Raw genomic sequence first — 18,805 nt, 5'->3', positions numbered from 1 at the left:
GTCACCCGTCAGTAGCGGTCGTCCGCCCGCGCGAGGTACGACTGGGAGGTCATCAGCGACCTGCGCAGGTCGGCCTCCGTGTACCGGCCCCTGATGCGGTCCGTCCACAGGGACAGCCGGGTCGAGCTCGGAGGGACGGCCAGGTAGTGCCGGTAGGTGTCGGTGACGCGCAGCCGCACCGCCTGCGGGTGGTTCCACAGCGATTCGACGAAGGCCCTGCGGCCTATCGTGGGCAGGCGGGATGTCCAGTAGTCGAGCCGGTCGGCGGTGGGCGCCCGGTGCAGGATGTGCTCGTACACCGCCTTCACGTACCTGGTGTACGTGCCGCCCACCTTCTCGTAGTACCTCGGGTTCATCAGCAGGTAGGTCTCCACCTCGTCGATCGTTCGCGTGCCATCCTTGATGGCCTCCAGGTGGTTGGACACCTGGGCGGACGACGGCGTGTAGCCCAGCGTGCCCCGGAACGCCTCGACGATCCGTACCGTGCGGTACATGTCGGCCTTCTCCATGCGGTCGACGAGCATGCCGACGCCGCTGACCGAGACCCGGTACTCCCAGGACGCGATCTCGTTGGCGGTCGCCTCACGGCCCAGGCTGTCCTTGTACACGGCCTGGACCAGGTTCGTGTACTGCTCCTGGACGACGGTGTACTGCTTGGCGTACACCGCTGCCTGGTCCTGGATGCCCGACAGCAGCGGGTAGGCGAGCGCGCCCGGGCACTCGGTCCGGTGGGTGTCGCGGTGGCCGAAGACCCGCTGCAGCGTCACCCGGTCGCCCGCGTAGTACCGGCCACCGGAGGTGTGGCTGGCGGCGGTGAGGACCGTCGTGTCGTCCGGGTTGAGGTCGTACTCCGCGAGGCGGCTCCCGATGATCTTGGCCACGCCGTCCCGCTGGGCGGCCGTGGGCTTCACGCCCGCCGCGGTGGTGTAGGTGCCGACCATCGCGACACCGACCGTGCCGGTGTTGAAGCCGCCGGTGTGGGCGCCGATGATCGGCTCCTCGATGCTGCCGTCGGCGCCCTCGTAGATGTTGCCCCACTTGTCGACCAGGAAGTTGTAGCCGATGTCGCACCAGCCGTGCGTCTGCTGGTGGTACGCCTGGTCGTTGCGGATGGCCTGCATGGCCTCGGCGACCGTCGAGTAGTCGTTCGGGTTCACCGTGTGGTGCACCGCGGCCGCCTTGAGGCCACCCTCGGCCGGGAACCAGGTCGGGCCGGTGCCCGGCTCGAGGCACCGTGGCGCCGCGCCCCACTCCTCGCGCGTGATGATCGTCGGTCCGCCGGTCGTCGTCGCCGACGCGACCGTGCCCGACGTGGTCGCCGCGGCCGTGGTGACCTGGGCCGACGAGACCAGGCTGAGCTCCATGCCCGCGGGGAGGACCGCTGCCTCGTCCACCGTGACGAGCTGGACGGCGTCCGCCTCGCCCACGTACACCGGCGCGGAGGTCACGACGGCGGAGCCGCCGTCGGCGTCGTCCGTGGACTTCTCCAGGTGGCTCCACTCGCTCCAGGCCCCATCGGCCGCCCGGGTGCGCACCTGCATCTCGGGCACGGACTGGTCGACCTCGGCCGGCCAGGACAGCCCGACCGTCTGGAACCCCTCGGGCACCTCGATGGCGCCGGCGAGCCGGCCGCTCTCGTCAGTACCGAGCGTCACCTCGCCGTCGGCCGCGTCTGCCACGTCTGCCACGTCTGCCGCAGGGGCGGGCTCGGCCGCGTCTGCGGTGTCGGCCGCGTCTGCGGTGTCGGCCGCGTCCGCGGTGTCGGCCGCGTCTGCGGTGTCGGCCGCGTCTGCGGTGTCGTCCGTGTCGGCCGCGTCGGCGGGCTCGACGACGGGCGCCGCGGCGATCGCCACCCGCTGGACCTCCGCCGCGGTGGTTCCCGTGTCGGGCAGCACGGATTCTTCCGGAGCCAGCGGCGCCGAGGCGCCTTCTGGCTCGAGCGACGGCTGGCCGGTCAGCGCATTCGCTGCCGGAGCGAGCGCGCCCCCTAGCACCATCGCCGGTGCTACACCCAGGATGATCGTCTTACCGACCACGCTGCGGGCGACCGAAGCCCCCCGCTTCGATCGGGATGTTGCTGCCGCATGCCGAGCCACTGTTTTCCCCCCTGTAGAGCGTGAAACGCGCAGCGCGAACCGCGCAAACAACACCGGACACTAGCGGCGCGCACCCCACGCCGACCCAAGATTTCACCCCGGGTCTGCGGGTGAACTTTCGGGTGGCTAGGTGGCCGCAGAACGTCAGGTGATCGGCAGCCGTGACCTACGGGAGCAGAGGCCCTGTCCGACATGGGAGCCATTCCCGCCACGAAAAGGATAGGTGGGAACTCCCATGTCGGACAGTGAAGCCTCAGAAGTCGAAGTCCGCGATGTTGCTCTCGTCGAAGACGTACGGCTCGCCCAGGAGCACCTCGCCGTCGGCTCCCACCGTGAACTCGCCCAGGCGCCCTGCCTCGAAGGTGTCGCCCTCCTCGCCCGTGATGTCGCCCGCGGCGAGGGCAGCCGCGGCCTGCGTCGCCAGGTAGCCCAGGTCGGTCGGGTTCCACAGGGCGAACGCCTCGACGGTCCCGTCCTCGACGTACTCCCGCATCTGGTTGGGCGTACCGAGGCCGGTCACGGCGACCTTGCCCTTGTACTCCGACGTCGACACATAGCGGGCCGCCGCCGCGATGCCGACGGTGGTGGGCGAGACGATCCCCTTGAGGTCCGGGTGCGACTGCAGCAGCGCGGCCGTCTTGTCGAACGACATCTGGTCGTCGTCGTCGCCGTAGACGGTCTCGACCAGCTCGATGTCCGGGTAGTCGGAGGCGAGCTTCTCCTCCATGAGCGCGATCCACGTGTTCTGGTTGGTCGCGTTGGCCGACGCCGACAGGATGGCGATCTCGCCCTCGCCCCCGATCTGGTCCGCCACGAGCTCGAGCTGCTTGTCCGCGATGCCCTCGGCGGAGGCCTGGTTGACGAACAGGTCGCGGAACTGCGGCTCGGTGTCCGAGTCGAACGTGACCACCTTGGTGCCTGCCGACCGCGCCTCCTCCAGCGCGTCACCGATCGCCGTCGGGTCGTTCGCCGACACCACCAGCGCGCCGACGCCCTGCTGTGCGGCGGTGTTGATGAACGGCACCTGGGCGTCGGGCGACGCGGTGTCCGGCCCGACCTCCTCCACGGTGACGCCCAGCTCCTCGCCGGCTTCCTCGGCTCCGGTCGTCGACGCCTCGAAATAGGGGTTGCCCAGGTTCTTGGGCAGCACGGTGATCGTGACGTCTCCGTCACCACCACCGCCGTCGTCCCCGCCGCCGCCCGAACCGCACGCGGTCAGCCCCAGGGCCAGCACAGCGGCCGTGCCGGCCGCGAGCACAGATGTGAACTTCATCGTCCGTCTCCCTACGTTCGCTGCCCGGCGGCAGCACGCCGCCGGACTCTCAGGCCGCCCGCGATGCGCGGGGCGACCACGGAAACAACCAGTGCCGTGCCGATCACGATGTTGATGACGTTGACCGTGACGCCCTCCAGGCGGAGCGCGCTGCCGAGCACGCCGATGAGCAGGACGCCCGCGACCACCCCGTGGATCGCGCCCCGCCCGCCGAAGATCGACACCCCGCCGAGCAGCACGGCGGCGACCACCTGCAGCTCCATGCCGGTCGCGTTGTCGCCGCGCGCGCTGCCGTAGCGGAGCGTGTAGTAGACGCCCGCGAGCGCCGACACCGCCCCGGACAGCACGAACAGGATCAGCAGGGTCCGCTTGACGTCGACGCCGGAGAACCGGGCGGCCTCCTTGCTGCGGCCGATGTCGAGCACGTTCCGGCCGAACGGCGTCGCGTGCAGCAGGACGGCGAACACGGCGGCCAGCGCGATGAGGCCGAGGGTGATCGCCGGGTAGGGCGACTCCCCCAGGTTCTCCGTGGCGCCGTCGGTCCAGGTCTCGGGGAAGCCGGTGACCGCCGTCGTGCCGAGGAGGCCGACGGCGAGGCCGCGGTACAGCGCGAGCGAGCCGATGGTGACCGCGAGCGACGGCAGTCCGCCGTACGCGACGAGCGCGCCGTTGACCGCACCGCACACGGCACCGATCAGCACGGACACCAGCAGTGCGGCCCAGAGGCCGAGCCCTGCCTGGTACAGCAGCCCGAAGGTCACGCTGGACAGCCCCACCACCGACGCGACCGACAGGTCGATCTCCCCCGTGGCGATGATCAGGGTCATGGGCAGGGCGATGAGGAGCACCGGTGCGACGTCGAGCACCAGGTAGGTGATGGTGAGCGGGCCGTCGAAGCCCTGCACCGCCGAGGCGGCGACGACCCAGGCCACGACCAGGATCAGGATGGTCAGCATCTCGCGCGTGAGCAGCGCACGCTGCCACCACGGACGGGCGTGGGTCCTCATGTGGTCGCCTCCTCGCGGTCGTTCGGGCCGGCACCGGGCGGCGCCGTGCCGCCGGGTGGCGCGCCGCTGTCGGGTGGGGAGGCGGACGGCGGGTCGGCGTCGCGTGCCGCGGCCAGGCGGCGTGATCGACGGTTCGCGAGCACGCGGTCCAGCGCGATCGCGCCGATGATGAGCACGCCGACGACGGCGCGCTGCCAGAAGTCGGGGATGCCCACGACGGGCAGCGCCCGGTTGATGGTGAGCAGCAGCATCGCGCCGAGCGCGGCACCCGCCACGGTGCCGCTGCCGCCGAAGATCGCCACGCCGCCGACCACCACGGCGCCCACCACCTGCAGCTCCATGCCGGTTCCGGCACCCGAGGACACCGTGCCGTACCGGGCCGCGAACATGACACCGGCGAGCCCCGCGAGGGCGCCGCCCAGGGCGAACGCCCCCAGCAGCCGACGGCGGACGGGCAGGCCCTGCAGCGCCGCGGCGTCGGGGTCGGACCCGATGGCGTAGAGCTGCCGTCCGCCGCGTGAGGTGTGCAGGTAGTAGGCGACCGCCGCCAGCACGATCGCGGCGAGGACGGTCAGCACGGGTACGCCCAGCACCTGCTGCGTGCCGAGGTCGAGGAACGAGTTCGGCATGTCGCCCGCGTCGATCCGGTCGCTGCCCGCCCAGGTCAGCGTCACACCGCGGTAGACGTAGAGGGTGCCGAGCGTGATGACGAGGGCGGGTACGCGGGCGAACGCCACGATGGAGCCGTTGATCAGGCCGAGCAGCGCGCCGGCTGCGACGGCGACCAGGGTCACCACGACGATCGGCAGGTCCGGCGCCGCCATGAACAGCCGGCCCGTGAGGTACGCCGTGAGGCCGAGCACCGAGCCGACCGACAGGTCGACGTTGCGCGTGATGACCACCACCGCCTGACCCACGGCGAGCACCACGAGGATCGCGGGCGTGAGCAGCAGGTCGCGCCAGCCGTTCGCGGTGAACAGGAAGCCGGGCTGCACGGCGGTCGTCACGCCGATCACGACCAGGAGGGCGAGGGCGATGCCGGCCTCGCGACGGCGGAGCACGCTTCTCATGCCACTCCCTCCGTCCGGGAGTCGCTCCGGGACGCGCCCGGCGTCGCCGCGCGCATCACCGCCTCCGGTGTCGCCTCCGCGCGGCTCAGCTCGGTGGCGATGCGCCCCTCGCGCACCACGAGCACCCGATCGGCCATACCCAGTACCTCCGGCAGCTCTGACGAGATCATGAGGACGGCCAGGCCTTCGGCGGCCAGCGTGGACAGCAGCCGGTGCACCTCGGCCTTGGTACCGACGTCGATGCCGCGGGTCGGCTCGTCCACCATGAGCACCTTCGGCCCGGTGGCCAGCCATTTCGCCAGCACGACCTTCTGCTGGTTGCCGCCGCTCATGGTGGTGGCCAGCGCGTCCAGCGCCCCGGCCTTCACGGCCAGGCGGCCGGACCAGTCGCGCGCGAGCCGCGCCTCGGCGTCGGGCAGCAGGATGCCGAGGCGGGCGAGCCTCTTCCGGGCAGGGCCTTCGCGCGCTTCTCCTCGCACGCCGCCCTCGTCCCTCGGGCCGCGTCGTCGTCGAAGCGCGACGGCGCTCACGTTGCGGACCACCGACGACTCGGTGACCAGGCCCTGCAGGCGCCGGTCCTCAGGGACCAGGGCGAGGCCCGCCGCGATGGCCGCCGCCGGGTCGCCCGGCCGCAGCGCCCGCCCGCCGACGGTGACATGCCCGGCGTCGTACCGGTCGACGCCGAACACCGCCCGGGCGATCTCGCTGCGCCCGGCGCCGACGAGGCCCGCGAGCCCGACGATCTCGCCGGCCCGCACCTCGAAGGACACGTCGTGGAAGGTGCCGGTCGACTCCAGTCCCTCGACCCGCAGCACCACCTCGCCGGGCGTGCTCGCGACCTTGGGGTAGAGCTCGGCAACGTCGCGGCCGACCATGCGACGCACCAGCTCGTCGGGCGTGACGTCGGCGACGGCGTCCGTCGAGACGTGCGCGCCGTCGCGCATGACGGTGACGGTGTCGCAGAGGTCGGCCACCTCGTCGAGGCGGTGCGAGATGAAGACGACGGCCTTGCCCGCGTCACGCAGTGCGCGGGCGACGGCGAACAGCCGGCGCACCTCGACGGCGCTCAGCGCCGCCGTCGGCTCGTCCATGACCAGGAGCCGGGCGTCCAGGGAGATCGCCTTGGCGATCTCGACGATCTGCTGGTCCGCGATGGACAGGCCCTCGGCGGGGCGGTCCGGGTCCAGGTCGACGCCCAGGTTCCGGAACAGGTCGCGGGCCCCCTCGCGCATGGCGCGGCGGTCGATCCGGCGGAACCTCCCCAGCGGCTCGCGGCCCAGAAAGATGTTCTCGGTGACAGTCAGGTCCGGAAAGCTCGCGGGCTCCTGGTGGATGACGGCGACACCGGCGGCCTTGGCCTCCGCGGGCCCGGCGAAGTCGACGGGATCACCGTCGAGCTCGACGACGCCGGCGTCGCGGCGGTGCACGCCGCCCACGACCTTGACCAGCGTGGACTTGCCCGCCCCGTTCTCGCCGACGAGGGCATGGATGCTGCCGGGCTGGACCACCAGGGTGCCGGACCGGAGCGCGGCCACCGGCCCGAAGGACTTGGCGACCCCTTCGAGGCGCAGCGTCGGTGCGGCGTTCGGCATATCTCTCCGTCGAGCTGTGCGGGCGGTCGGCATTGACCGCAGGGCTGTCTTCCGATCGGGTTGAATCGTTCAAACCGATACTCGGAAGATAGACCCGCCAGGTCAGAGCGTCAAGAACTTCCGGAACTCCCATTGCCGTGCGGTGCCGGTTACGCAACTCTTGGTCGATCAGGGGAGATTTTTGCCCGCAGCACGTCCTGGAGGTGACCGGAGATGACCCAACCAGCGGCCGGGGAGCACGCGGCACTCGGCGAGGAGCCCACGGAGCTCAAGCGAGTCATGGGGCCAAAGCTGCTCCTGCTCTTCATCGTCGGCGACATTCTCGGTACCGGCGTGTACGCACTCACCGGGCAGGTGGCGGCCGAGGTCGGCGGTGCGGCATGGGCGCCGTTCATCGTCGCGTTCCTCATCGCCCTCATCACCGCGTTCTCCTATCTGGAGCTGGTGACCAAGTATCCGCAGGCGGCCGGCGCCGCCCTGTACACGCACAAGGCGTTCGGCATCCACTTCCTCACGTTCATCGTGTGCTTCGCCGTGATGTGCTCGGGCATCACCTCCGCCTCGACCGCCGCCCGCGCCGTCGGGTCCAACCTGCTCGTCGGGCTCGGGATCGACGAGCACAGCACCTGGGCAGTGGTCGCCGTCGCACTGGTCTTCATGGCCCTGGTCGCGGCGGTGAACCTGCGCGGCGTCGGCGAGTCCGTGAAGGCCAACATCGTGCTCACGATCGTCGAGCTCTCCGGCCTGCTGTTCATCATCCTGGTGGGCATCTTCGCGGCATTCGGCGGCCAGGCCGACTTCAGCCGCGTGATGGTGTTCGAGAGTCCCGGTGACAAGAACGCCTTCCTCGCCGTGACCGCCGCGACGGCGCTGGCGTTCTTCGCGATGGTCGGGTTCGAGGACGCCGTCAACATGGCCGAGGAGACCCACGACCCGGTGAAGAACTTCCCGCGCATGATGATCACCGGCATCGGCCTCACCGGCGTCATCTACGTGCTGGTCGCGATCTTCACCGTGGCGATCGTGCCGGTGGGCGAGCTCGGTGCGAGCGAGACCCCGCTCACGCTCGTGGTCGAGCGGGCCCTGCCCGGCTTCCCCATCGGGTCCATCTTCCCGTTCATCACGATCTTCGCCGTCGCTAACTCGGCCCTGATCAACATGCTGATGGCGTCCCGGCTGCTGTACGGGATGGCCAAGCAGAAGGTGCTGCCGCCGTTCCTCGGGCGGGTCTCCCCTCGGCGGCGGACCCCGACCGCCGCGATCGTGTTCACCACCGTCATCGCGCTGGGACTCATCGTGCTCGTGACGCTGCAGGAGGAGTCCGGCGTGATCGCCGCGCTCGGCGGCACCACGTCGCTCCTGCTGCTCGCGGTGTTCACCATCGTCAACGTCGCGGTGCTCAAGCTGCGGAGCAACATCGTGGACCGGCGGCACTTCGTCGCTCCGACCGTGCTGCCGATCCTCGGCGCGCTGCTCTGCGCGTTCTTCGTCGGACCGTGGACCGGACGGGACCCGCTCCAGTACCAGATCGCCGGCTGGCTGCTGCTCATCGGCGTGGTCCTGTGGTTCGTCACCTGGGCGTTCAACCGCCCCGACCCGACGAAGATCACGGACCCGAACGCGCTCAGCGAACGCGAGGGCGGCGTCAACTGACCCGCCCGGCCTCGCCTCACCTGGCCTCGCGTGGCCTCGCCTCACCCGCCTCACCTTCGAGGTCAAGGTTGATTCGCTTTGAGACCGTCCAAAGCGAATCAACCTTGACCTCGAAGAGAACTCGCGTCGCGCCGCGGGCCGCGGAGGCTGCGGCGGACGGCGCGGCGGACGACCGCGGCGGACGGCGGGGCGACGGGGGCGGACGGCGGGTCAGCCCGCGTCCTCCAGGGCCGCCAGCTGGGCCTCCAGGTGGAACACCTCGTCCAGCAGCACGAACCCGTCGTCCGGGTTGCCCTCGTCCACGAAGAATCCGGACATCGCCGCCTGCCACCGGGCGTTGACCTCGGTCGCGGCCATCCCGCGCTGCGCCGCGGCGTAGTCGTCCGTCTCCAGGATCCCGACGAGGAGGCCGTCGTCGCGCAGGAACAGGTGGTAGTCACGCCAGCCCGTGTCCCGCAGGGCCTCCAGCATCTCCGGCCAGACGGCGGCGTGTGCCGCCCGGTACTCCGGTATACGGTCAGCCCGCACCCGGGACGTGAAACATACGCGTGCGCCCGCGGAACTGCTCGACATCTCCGGTCCTCCGGTTCCCACGCCCGCCGAGGGGCGACCTGTGTCATGAAACGGTTCATAATGTAGCCCGAAGCAAGGAGGCGCTCCATGACCCAGCCGACAGCTCACCGACGAGCATCCATCGCCGACGTCGCCCGTGCCGCCGGCGTCTCCGTCGGCACGGTCTCCAACGTGCTCAACCGGCCCGAACGGGTGCTGCCCGGCACCCGCGAGCGCGTCGAGGCCGCCATCGAAGACCTGAGCTTCGTGCGCAACGGGTCCGCCCGGCAGCTGCGTGCCGGGACCATCACGACCATCGGCGCCATCGTCCTGGACATCGCCAACCCGTTCTTCACCGACGTCGCCCGCGGCATCGAGGAGCGCCTGGACCGGGACGACTTCACACTCATGGTGGCGTCGTCCGACGACGACCCCGACCGTGAGCAGCGCTATCTGCGCCTGTTCGAGGAGCACGGCGTGCAGGGGGTCATGGTCGTCCCGGCCACGAACGACATCGAGCACCTGCTCGCCGTACGCCGGCGCGGCACCGGCGTCGTGCTGCTGGACCGGCCGTCGTCCGACCCGAGCATCTCGTCGGTGGCCGTCGACGACGTCCGCGGCGGGGAGCTCGCCGCCGGTCACCTCCTGGACGAGGGCCACACGCGCATCGTGTTCCTCAACGGGCCGCACACGATCAGGCAGTGCGCCGACCGGCACGAAGGGGTGCTCAAGGCGCTCGTCGCCGCTGGGCTGGATCCGGCGTCAGCGCTCCTGGAGGTCACGGTGACCAGCCTCAACGCCGAGGGCGGCGAGGCGGCGATCCGCGGGCTGCTGGAGTCGGGTGACCGGCCCACCGCCGTCTTCTGCGTGAACGACCTGGTGGCGCTGGGCGTGCTGCGCACGCTCCGTACGGAGAACATCGCCGTCCCCACCGACATGGCTGTGGTGGGGTACGACGACGTGTCGTTCGCCGCCGAGCTGTCCACGCCCCTGACGTCGGTGCGCCAGCCGACGCACGAGCTCGGCGTCCGCGCCGCGGACCTCCTGCTCAGCGGGACCGACGCCGCGGCGGAGCACGTCATGTTCCAGCCGACGCTGGTGGTCCGCGGCTCGAGCTCGTCCTCGGCGACGTAGTCGTCCGGGGCGCCAAAGCTGACCATGTACCTGCTGCCAGTTCCGCGCCGATCTTGGCAGCAACCACATGGTCAGCTTTGCGGACCCCTAGGACCTGGCGTCGGCGGGGCGGGGTGCGCGCCCACCGGGCGCCTGCCGCGAGACACCAGGAAAGCCGCCGGCCCGAGGACCGGTACGACGACGATCGCGAGCAACGTCAGGCCGGCATCCCACGGCCGGTCCCAACGCGTCCGGAACCAGACCACGAGGGCGGCGAACGTCAGGACGGCGATCGCCGCGACGACACCGAGCCAGACGTAGTCGTATGTCGGGCCGATGAACACATCGATCCCGCTGGGTTCGGTCGAGCTCACCATCAGCACCCCGTCCAAAGAACCATCCGTACCCACCGACTTTAGTCGACCCGCCCGCGTTGAGTGCTGGGTATTCGCGCTCCAGACGCTCCGGACAGCGCGAATATCCAGCACTCAACGCGGGGAGGTCAGGGGTGGGCGGGGATCGGGGTCCCCGACCAGTCCGTGTCTGAGGCCAGGTAGAAGCCCGGGTACGACGGCTGGTTGTACGCCGTCTGCTGGCGCGCCACCTCGACGCGGTACTGCGGGTCCTGCATGAGCGGGTACATCGCGATGTCGGTGGCCTCGGTCGACAGGAACAGCCGTAGCGCGCTCGAGTCGGTGGTCCGCATCAGCACCTCCTCACGCCAGTCGCCGAGCACGTCGGCCACGAGCGACGGGTTGCCCTTGGTGCCGTTGTTCGTCAGCGTCCCGTCCAGCGTCGCCACCACACCGCGCGACCAGTCCCGGATGGTCGGCACTGCGTCGCCCGAGCCTTCGATGACCTGCGTGGTTCCGTCCCCCGCCCAGCGCACCGACTGGTTGGTCCCAATGGTCGACGTCGACACCTGCTCGCCCGTCGCGCTCAGCGTGCCCGAACCGAGGGTGCCGTCCGGCATGGAGGCCCACGCCTCGACGCCCGGCACGTCCGGCAGGACGTCGCCGATCATGGACCGGCCCGTGTCCCGCCCGGAGTACTGCCCGAACAGCACTGCCCCGTCCTCGGCCGAACGCATCGCGGAACCGTACGGCGCCCAGGCGCCGCCCTCGTGCGCGGTCCAGATCTCGAGGCCCGGCCGCGCCGGGTCGATGTCCGTCACGTGCATGGCGTCCCCGTGGCCCAGCCCTGCGTTCGCTCCGGGGTTCGCGGAGCCCTCTGGCAGCGTGCCGGACGACGAGTACAGCAGCGATCCGTCGTCGTCGAGCGTGGCCGAGCCGAAGACGATCTCCTGCTTGCCGTCCGCGTCGACGTCGGCGGCGGACAGGGAGTGGAAGCCCTGCGTCGTGATGCTCCCCCACTCGGGCGAGGTGCCGGGGACGCCGTGCGGGCTGTCGTTGAACGGGTTGCTCATCGGTGTCCAGCCCGAGTCCGCGAGCCAGCGCTTGGTCAGGTCCCGCCCATCCCAGTCGTAGGCGGCGATCGTGGAGCGCGTGTAGTAGCCGCGCGCGAAGATCGCGCTGGGCCGGCCCTCGGAGAGGTAGGCCACGCCCGACAGGAACCTGTCCACCCGGTTGCCCGGCTCGATGCGCGACATCGCGTAGTCGCCCCAGAGCAGCCCGTCATCGGTGCGCCCGGGCTCGTAGTCGACGGTCTCCATCGGCCGTCCGGAGCGCCCGTCGAAGACGGTGAGGTACTCCGGGCCGCTCAGCACGAAGCCCTCGAACTCGCGCAGCTTGTTCCGGGTCGAGCGGGACGGCGCGTAGACGTCGATGAAGTGGTCGGCGGCGGCACGCGCCTCGGCGTCGGACAGCGGGTACGTCCACTCCGCGTCGATGCCCCACGCCTCCTCCAGCGTGGCGGGCCACTGGCCGCTGGTCACCTCCGACCGTTCCGACCAGCCGCGGAACAGGTCCACGAGGTGCTCGTAGTAGTCGTCGGCCGACATCCGGTAGTCGTCGGTGTTTGTCACACCGGCCTTCCGGTCGTCCCGCGGGATCCTGATGTAGCGCCGGCCGGCGGGCTCGCCGTCGTCGTACATCGTCACGCGCGTGCCGGGCGCGGTCTTGACCATCAGCTCGGCACGGCCGTCGCCGTCGTAGTCGTAGACGGGGAACTGCGTGTAGTGGGCGCCCGCGCGGATGTTCACGCCCAGGTCGACACGCCAGAGCTGGGTGCCGTCGAGCTCGTAGGCGTCGAGGTAGGCGTTTCCCGTGTACCCCACCTGGGACACGTCCTTCGAGTTGGACGGGTCCCACTTGACGACGATCTCGTACTCCCCGTCGCCGTCGAGGTCGGCGACGGACGCGTCGTTCGCCCGGTACGTGTACGCCTCGCCGACGGGCGTGACGCCGTCGGCCGGCTTGTTCAGCGGGATGTCCAGGTGCCCGTCGCCCCAGACTCCGGCCGACGCCGCCCTGCCCCTGTTCGGCCCGCTCAGCGGCACCACGCGGTACCGTGCGTCCGCCGACCCCTCGGCGTCGAGGTAGTTGGTCGAGTCCGTGACCGTGGCGACTCGCCGTCCGTCGCGGTACACGGCGAAGCCGGGGCCCTTGAGGCCCGCGTCCGTGTGCCCGGTGACCTCCGCCGCCAGCAGCCGCCAGCTCAGGAACACTCCCTCGCTGGTCGCGGCGGCCACGAGCGCGCGGTCGAACCGTTCGGTGCCGGCACCGCTCCCGGGCCGGTCGCCCTGCGCGGACCCCGGTCCGTTCGCGGGTGCGGACGTTGCGACGGGGACGCTGCTCAGACTGAGGCAGAGTGCTGTCGCCAGGACAGCACCCGCCCGAATTGTCCTTAAGTTCATGGTCGAATTCCTCTCTGAATTCTGCTCTGAACGATTGCTCGGCGACGGCACTGCCGCCGAGCGTGGATTCGGTCCGTCGTCATCGAATGCAGCTGAGATCGGTCGGTTGGGATGAGATCGGTCAATCAACCGACCGATCTCATCCCAACCGACCGAAGTCGACGAGTTCGGTCAGACGATGCTCGGGCCGCTCAGTTCTCGGCTCGGTCCACCCGCCGCGTCTCGACGGCGACCGCCGCCAGGCTCAGCAAGCCGCCCGCCACCACGACGAGCGGCGTCAACATCCAGACGAGCACCACGCACATCACCAGGGCCGCGAGCAGCAGCGCCGAACCGGTCAGGTCGTCGCGGGACCGCGCCGCCCCGCGAGACAGCACCTGCCGCGCGCCTCCGGCACCCGGTGCCGTCCCGGCGCCGCCCGCCGCGTCGTCGGACCACGCCGTCGCGGCCCTGATGAGCACTACCGCGGCGCAGGCCGCCGCCAGCCAGGTCACCCACCGGACCGCCGAGGCGCCCGGAAGCACGCCCGACGCCGTCAGCCCCGAGTTGACGACGACCACAGCCACCACGCCCAGCAGCAGCACGCCCAGCACCCAGAGGTTCCGCACCGCCGCGAGCCAGTCGTGCGCGTAGCCGCGGACGGACGTGTCGTACCCGCCGACGTACCGGCGCAGGTGGGCCGCCCCTGCGGCGAGCGCCGCCGGGACCGTCACCACCGGGATGCTCCCGGCCAGGACGAGCACCCCGGTCAGGAGCGTCTCGCCGAGCAGGGCGAACCCTTCTCCGCGAGCCCTGCGGCCGCCGGCGCGCGGGGTATCGGGCTCACCGGTCGGCTCCTCGGTGCTCATGCCGCTCAGCCCTTCAGGCCCTGCGTCGCGACACCGTCGACGAGGTAGCGCTGGAACAGCACGAAGAAGAGCAGCACCGGCACCAGCGCGAGAACGGCCATGGCCATCTGCGCGCCGTAGTCGGACACCGACGTCTGGTCCACGTAGAGCCGCAACGCGATCGGCAGCGGGTACGTGTCGGGCTGCTTGAGGTACAGCAGCGGCCCGAGGAAGTCGTTCCAGGACCAGATGAAGGCGAAGATCGAGCTGGTGATCACGGCCGGCCGCATCAGCGGGAGCAGCACGAGCCGGAAGATCCCCCAGTGCCCGCACCCGTCGATGCGCGCGGCCTCGTCGAGCTCGCGCGGCAGCCCGCGCAGGAACTGCACCATGAGGAACACGAAGAACGCCTCGGTGGCCAGGAACTTGGGGGCCAGCAGCGGCAGGAACGTGTTCACCATGCCCATCGAGTTGAACAGGATGTACTGCGGGATGATCACCACGTGGAACGGCAGCAGCATCGTGCCGATCATGACCGCGAAGTACACCCCGCGCCCCGGAAAGTTGATCCGCGCGAACGCGTAGGCCGACACGGTGGCGGACAGGACGATGCCGACGACCGACCCGACCGCGAGGATCAGCGAGTTGAGGACGAAGGTCCAGAACGAGACGCCGCCGATCCCGCCGAGCGCCGAGACGTAGTTGTCGAGCGTCCACGTCTCCGGCCACAGGTTCACGTTGCCGACGATGTCGCCGCTCGGCTTGAACGAGCTCATCAGCATCCAGACGCCGGGATACAGGATCACCGCGGCGACGGCCAGCACGAGCACGTGGAACACCACGGAGCTGGTGCGCTTCTTCCTGGTCGCGACCGAGCTCGCGGCCGCACTGACTGATGTCATGGCAGTAGTCATCGCACGTCTCCCGTGTAGTGGACCCACGCACGCGAGGTGCGGAACAGGATGGCGGTGATGATCCCGACGACGAGCACGAGCACCCAGGCCATGGCCGAGGCGTACCCCATGCGGAACTCCGTGAAGCCCTTGATGTAGAGGTAGAACGTGTAGAACAGCGTCGAGTCGGCAGGACCGCCCGTACCGCCCGAGATGATGAAGGCCGAGCTGAAGATCTGAAACGCGCCGATGGTCTCGAGCAGCAGGTTGAAGAACAGCACGGGGGACAGCATCGGGACGGTCACCGACAGGAAGCGCCGGACCGGGCCCGCGCCGTCGACGGCCGCGGCCTCGAGCAGCTCCGGCGGGATCTGCTTGAGCCCGGCCAGGAAGATCACCATCGGGGCGCCGAACTGCCACACCGCCAGCAGGATCATCATCGGCATGGTCATGTCGGGATCACCCACCCAGCCGCCGCCCGGGAGCCCGAAGAACTGCTGGGCCTGGTCGGCGATGCCGTCGTCGATGAACATGGCGCGCCACACGATCGCCACGGAGACGCTGGCCCCGATGAGCGACGGCGCGTAGAACATCGAGCGGTAGGCGCCCTGGCCGCGGTGCTTGGCGTTCAGCAGCATCGCCACCGCGAGCGCCGCGGCCAGCTTCACCGGCACCCCCACGAACACGTAGAGCGCGGTGACCTGGGCCGACTTGAGGAAGCGCGGGTCGGCGAACAGGGCGGTGAAGTTGTCGATCCCGATGAACTGCGGCGCCCGGAACAGGTCGTAGTCGGTGAACGCGAGGTACAGCGACATCAGCATCGGGCCGGCTGTCAGCAGCACGAAGCCCAGCAGCCACGGGGACAGGAACGCGTAGCCGGCGCGGATGTCGGCCCGGCTGCGCGGCGGCTTGGCGGTACCGCCCCGTGCGGGGGCCGACGGCGGCGCCGTCCCCCGCACGCTGCCGCCCCCGGCCCGGCGGCCGCGCTCGGTAGTGGTAGCCGACATGGTCACTCGCCGCCGAGGTTCGATTCGGCGCTCTGGAACCACTGGTCGGCGAACTCCTCGGCCGTGATGTTGCCGTACGAGAGCTCCTCGCCGAGCCGCTTGAACTCGGCCTCGACCACGCCGTAGCCCTCCACGGGGATCGGTGTGTCGGCGGTGACCCGCTCGGCCACGTCCTCCTCGTACGAGACGATCGTGTCGTCCACCGATCCTTCGGCCACCTCCATGGCGTCCTTCTGGGCCGGGACGGCAGGCACGCCTTTGGACGTACCGAAGATCTTGCCCACCTCGGGGTCGTTCACGAGGAAGTCGATGAGCTTGGCCGCTGCGTCCGGTTCCTCGGTGGTGGCCGACGACGAGAGCAGCATCGACGGCTTCCAGAACTGCTGCGAGCCCTCTGCGCCGGTGGGCACCGGCAGCAGGCCGACGTTGTCGGTGCCTGCGCTCGCCGCGTAGCCCGCCATCATGTTGTCCCAGGTGAGCTCGGTGGTGGCCTCGTTCACCTGCAGCCCGGTGAGGGGCTCTACCTGCTTGGCGCGCTCGACGGGGTAGAACACACCGTCGTCGCGCATCGGCTGGGTGCGCTCGACCCAGGCCACGAGGTCCGCCTTCTCGAAGGCCGGTGAGCCGTCCTCCGCGAACGCGTCCTTGCCCTGCTGGAGCAGCCACTGGATGAACAGCCAGAGGGTTCCGGTGTAGTCGGTGCCGCCGTAGATCTGCGGGTCGTGGTCGGCACCCGCCGCGGTGACCTCGCGGATCCAGGCGTCGTACTCGTCCCAGGTCAGCCCGGCCTCGGGCGCCTCCATGCCGAGCTCCGCCAGGAGGTCGTCATGGTGGATCATGCCGAGCGTGTTGGTGCTGGTCGGGATGCCGTACTGGCCGCCGTTGACCGAGCCGGAACCGAGCAGGGTCTCGTCGTACTCGCCCGTCTCCAGGTTGACTCCCACCTGGGTCGACAGGTCCAGCAGCCGGTTGTTCGACGCGTACTGGTGGATGTACGCGAGGTCCATCTGGAAGACGTCGGGCAGGGTCTGGCCCGCCGCCTCGGTGCTACGGGCGGTCCAGTAGTCGTCCCACGCCTGGAACTGGGTCTGGACGTCGATGTTCGGGTACCGCTCCTCGAACAGCGTCACTGCTTCCTGGTAGCGGGAGGCGCGGTCGTCGTCTCCCCACCAGACGAGCGACAGCTCGATGTCCCGGTCGGTGGCGACGGGAGCGGCGTCGGCCGATGCGGCGGTCCCGCCGCCCCCGCACGCGGAGAGCGCGAGTGCCGATGCCGCCGCGATAGCCGTGGCGTGGACGGCGGCCTTCCTTGTGGTGGTGCGTGTGCGAACCACGTGAGCCTCCTTGCTCGTACTGCTGTTGGCGCGCCGGCTGCGTCCTCACGGCCGACTGAATCGATACAATACTCGTCCGGGAAGCGTTGTCCATAGCCAACGGGTCAGAAATCAGTAACGATTTACATCGATAGAGGTCGAGACATGGTCAGCCCGAGGTACGGCCAGCCGTGGCGGAGCGACCTGCCGGGCACACGGGCCCGCCGGGCGTACGGCCTATTGGGCGCAGCGGCCAGCCGGGCGGAGCGGCCGCGTGCCGGCCGGCCGGGCAGCGTCGCTCAGCCGCGTTCCGCTCCCAGGTCCTTCACCGGGGCCCACTCGGGGCCGGTACCGCGCATGGACCCGTGGAACGGATCACCCGGCCCGATCTCGCCCGCCCGGACCACCGCGCCCGTGAACGCCGAACGGTAGATCGCGGCGACCAGCTCGAGCGTGCCGCGCACGTCACGCACCGTGACCGGTGGCGCCTCCCCCGCGGCGAACGCCCGGTAGGTCGGCACGAGCTGGGCGAGGTGCCCGGAGGGCAGTGCCGTCGGGTCCGGCCGCCACAGCTGCCCGACGTCGTCGCGGCCCTTCGCCGGCGTGAACGTCCAGTCGGCGTCGGTGTACCCGTACAGGTGCGACAGCTCCACGGTCGCCGCCTCGGTGTCGAACCGCAGGTCGGACGTCTCTCGCGGGGACAGCAGGGAGTTCGTGATCGTGGCCATCGCACCGCCCTCGAAGCGGACGATTGCCATCGAGACGTCCTCGGTGTCCACGTGCCGGGCGAGACGCCCCGCCATCGCCGTCACCTCGGACCACGGCCCGAGGACCGCCAGCAGCAGGTCGAACTGGTGGATGCCGTGCCCCATCGTGGGCCCGCCGCCCTCGGTGTCCCACCGGCCGCGCCAGGGCACCTCGAAGTACTCGGGCGCGCGGAACCACAGCGTGTCGCAGGTCGCCACGAGCGGGCGACCCAGCGCGCCGTCGTCGAGCAGCCGCCGGAGCTGCCGCACCCCGTGCCCGAACCGGTGCTGCACCACCTGCGTGAACGTCGCGGTCGAAGCAGCCTCCGCCTCCGCGATCCGGTCGATCTCCGCGAGGGACAGGGTCGCCGGCTTCTCCACCACCACGTGCACCCCGGCCTCGAGCGCGGCCACCGTCGCGGCGACGTGGGCGCCCGGTGGTGTGCACACGTGCAGCACGTCCGTATCGGCGAGCACGTCGGCCAGCTCGGTCCCGTGCGCGGCGACGCCGTACTTCCCGGCGAACTCCTCCGCCCGCGCCGGATCGATGTCGACGGCGTGGGCCAGGACGGCGTCCACCCCGTAGGCCGACAGCCCTGTGATCGCTTCCGCATGGGCTCCGGCGATAGCACCAGTACCCAGGATCGTGACTCTCACTCTTTCTCCGTCCTCGTTGATGCCTGAATCGATTCACAGCGAATCCGAAGGTATCAGCCTGGGCATACGCCGCCGTGAGTTCGGTCGGTCGCCGTCCCACGAGCCCGCTGGGTGTCGTGGGCGCCGACGGTGCGCTGGACGTCCTCGAGGGCTACGGCACCTCGGAGGTCCCCGCGGGCGTCGACGGTGCG

General features: G+C 70.5%; 15 protein-coding genes. 2 read left to right on the top strand and 13 right to left on the bottom strand.

Features of this window, described 5'->3' with window-relative positions; all coding sequences use genetic code 11:
• Positions 1 to 8: 8 nt before the first annotated feature.
• The 5 genes from AB0F40_RS22585 to AB0F40_RS22565 form a co-directional block, all read right to left on the bottom strand.
• Positions 9 to 2,036: a peptidoglycan recognition protein gene (locus AB0F40_RS22585; protein ID WP_357472957.1), complete on the bottom strand. Its 2,028-nt coding sequence runs from the start codon at positions 2,034 to 2,036 to the stop codon at positions 9 to 11.
• A 313-nt stretch (positions 2,037 to 2,349) separates the two neighbouring features.
• A complete protein-coding gene (gene rhaS / locus AB0F40_RS22580; RefSeq protein ID WP_357472954.1) occupies positions 2,350 to 3,369 on the bottom strand; it encodes a rhamnose ABC transporter substrate-binding protein in 1,020 nt (339 codons plus the stop codon).
• Positions 3,370 to 3,380: 11 nt separating this feature from the next.
• Positions 3,381 to 4,376 carry an ABC transporter permease gene (locus AB0F40_RS22575; protein WP_357472951.1) on the bottom strand — a complete coding sequence of 332 codons (996 nt, stop codon included), beginning with the start codon at positions 4,374 to 4,376 and terminating at the stop codon, positions 3,381 to 3,383.
• Positions 4,373 to 5,446, bottom strand: coding sequence for an ABC transporter permease (locus AB0F40_RS22570; RefSeq protein ID WP_357472949.1), 1,074 nt, complete (start codon positions 5,444 to 5,446; stop codon positions 4,373 to 4,375). The genes AB0F40_RS22575 and AB0F40_RS22570 overlap by 4 nt, the downstream gene beginning before the upstream one ends.
• Positions 5,443 to 7,038, bottom strand: a complete 1,596-nt coding sequence (locus tag AB0F40_RS22565) for a sugar ABC transporter ATP-binding protein (RefSeq protein WP_357472946.1) — start codon at positions 7,036 to 7,038, stop codon at positions 5,443 to 5,445. Before AB0F40_RS22565 ends, AB0F40_RS22570 begins: the two co-directional genes overlap by 4 nt.
• Before the next feature lie 213 nt (positions 7,039 to 7,251).
• Here AB0F40_RS22565 and AB0F40_RS22560 point away from each other — a divergent pair, with 213 nt between their 5' ends.
• Positions 7,252 to 8,691, top strand: coding sequence for an APC family permease (locus tag AB0F40_RS22560; protein ID WP_357472943.1), 1,440 nt, complete (start codon positions 7,252 to 7,254; stop codon positions 8,689 to 8,691).
• Positions 8,692 to 8,901: 210 nt separating this feature from the next.
• Here the strand turns inward: AB0F40_RS22560 and AB0F40_RS22555 are convergent, their stop codons facing one another.
• The gene (locus tag AB0F40_RS22555; protein ID WP_357472941.1) at positions 8,902 to 9,264 is read right to left on the bottom strand and encodes an L-rhamnose mutarotase; all 363 of its coding nucleotides are present in this window, start codon (positions 9,262 to 9,264) and stop codon (positions 8,902 to 8,904) included.
• Between the two features lie 87 nt (positions 9,265 to 9,351).
• Between AB0F40_RS22555 and AB0F40_RS22550 the strand changes: the two genes are divergently transcribed.
• The gene (locus AB0F40_RS22550) at positions 9,352 to 10,377 is read left to right on the top strand and encodes a LacI family DNA-binding transcriptional regulator (RefSeq protein WP_357472937.1); all 1,026 of its coding nucleotides are present in this window, start codon (positions 9,352 to 9,354) and stop codon (positions 10,375 to 10,377) included.
• Positions 10,378 to 10,448: 71 nt separating this feature from the next.
• Here the strand turns inward: AB0F40_RS22550 and AB0F40_RS22545 are convergent, their stop codons facing one another.
• From AB0F40_RS22545 to AB0F40_RS22515, 7 genes are all read right to left on the bottom strand, one after another.
• Complete coding sequence (locus AB0F40_RS22545; RefSeq protein WP_357472934.1) at positions 10,449 to 10,730, bottom strand: hypothetical protein; 282 nt, start codon at positions 10,728 to 10,730, stop codon at positions 10,449 to 10,451.
• Between the two features lie 128 nt (positions 10,731 to 10,858).
• The gene (locus tag AB0F40_RS22540; protein ID WP_357472931.1) at positions 10,859 to 13,171 is read right to left on the bottom strand and encodes a rhamnogalacturonan lyase; all 2,313 of its coding nucleotides are present in this window, start codon (positions 13,169 to 13,171) and stop codon (positions 10,859 to 10,861) included.
• 191 nt (positions 13,172 to 13,362) lie between these two features.
• A complete protein-coding gene (locus AB0F40_RS22535; protein WP_357472928.1) occupies positions 13,363 to 14,019 on the bottom strand; it encodes a Poxvirus protein I5 in 657 nt (218 codons plus the stop codon).
• Positions 14,020 to 14,024: 5 nt separating this feature from the next.
• Complete coding sequence (locus AB0F40_RS22530; RefSeq protein ID WP_357472925.1) at positions 14,025 to 14,900, bottom strand: carbohydrate ABC transporter permease; 876 nt, start codon at positions 14,898 to 14,900, stop codon at positions 14,025 to 14,027.
• A gap of 8 nt (positions 14,901 to 14,908) precedes the next feature.
• A complete protein-coding gene (locus AB0F40_RS22525; RefSeq protein WP_357472922.1) occupies positions 14,909 to 15,898 on the bottom strand; it encodes a sugar ABC transporter permease in 990 nt (329 codons plus the stop codon).
• Between the two features lie 2 nt (positions 15,899 to 15,900).
• A complete protein-coding gene (locus AB0F40_RS22520) occupies positions 15,901 to 17,232 on the bottom strand; it encodes an extracellular solute-binding protein (RefSeq protein ID WP_357472919.1) in 1,332 nt (443 codons plus the stop codon).
• 278 nt (positions 17,233 to 17,510) lie between these two features.
• Entirely contained in the window at positions 17,511 to 18,614 is a 1,104-nt protein-coding gene (locus tag AB0F40_RS22515; protein ID WP_357472916.1) for a Gfo/Idh/MocA family oxidoreductase, read from the bottom strand.
• Positions 18,615 to 18,805: the final 191 nt, after the last annotated feature.

The sequence above is a fragment of the Promicromonospora sp. NPDC023987 genome (genome assembly GCF_040639055.1).
Taxonomy (GTDB): Bacteria; Actinomycetota; Actinomycetes; order Actinomycetales; family Cellulomonadaceae; genus Promicromonospora.
The sequence above is the reverse complement of the archived record's forward strand: the minus strand, read 5'-3'. Positions and strand labels throughout refer to the sequence as shown.

What these genes read in the sequence shown, in the direction of transcription:
- rhaS (WP_357472954.1), bottom strand. Translation starts at nt 3,369, where the DNA reads ATGAAGTTCACATCTGTGCTCGCGGCCGGCACGGCCGCTGTGCTGGCC.
- AB0F40_RS22575 (WP_357472951.1), bottom strand. Translation starts at nt 4,376, where the DNA reads ATGAGGACCCACGCCCGTCCGTGGTGGCAGCGTGCGCTGCTCACGCGC.
- AB0F40_RS22570 (WP_357472949.1), bottom strand. Translation starts at nt 5,446, where the DNA reads ATGAGAAGCGTGCTCCGCCGTCGCGAGGCCGGCATCGCCCTCGCCCTC.
- AB0F40_RS22565 (WP_357472946.1), bottom strand. Translation starts at nt 7,038, where the DNA reads ATGCCGAACGCCGCACCGACGCTGCGCCTCGAAGGGGTCGCCAAGTCC.
- AB0F40_RS22560 (WP_357472943.1), top strand. Translation starts at nt 7,252, where the DNA reads ATGACCCAACCAGCGGCCGGGGAGCACGCGGCACTCGGCGAGGAGCCC.
- AB0F40_RS22555 (WP_357472941.1), bottom strand. Translation starts at nt 9,264, where the DNA reads ATGTCGAGCAGTTCCGCGGGCGCACGCGTATGTTTCACGTCCCGGGTG.
- AB0F40_RS22550 (WP_357472937.1), top strand. Translation starts at nt 9,352, where the DNA reads ATGACCCAGCCGACAGCTCACCGACGAGCATCCATCGCCGACGTCGCC.
- AB0F40_RS22540 (WP_357472931.1), bottom strand. Translation starts at nt 13,171, where the DNA reads ATGAACTTAAGGACAATTCGGGCGGGTGCTGTCCTGGCGACAGCACTC.
- AB0F40_RS22535 (WP_357472928.1), bottom strand. Translation starts at nt 14,019, where the DNA reads ATGAGCACCGAGGAGCCGACCGGTGAGCCCGATACCCCGCGCGCCGGC.
- AB0F40_RS22530 (WP_357472925.1), bottom strand. Translation starts at nt 14,900, where the DNA reads ATGACATCAGTCAGTGCGGCCGCGAGCTCGGTCGCGACCAGGAAGAAG.
- AB0F40_RS22525 (WP_357472922.1), bottom strand. Translation starts at nt 15,898, where the DNA reads ATGTCGGCTACCACTACCGAGCGCGGCCGCCGGGCCGGGGGCGGCAGC.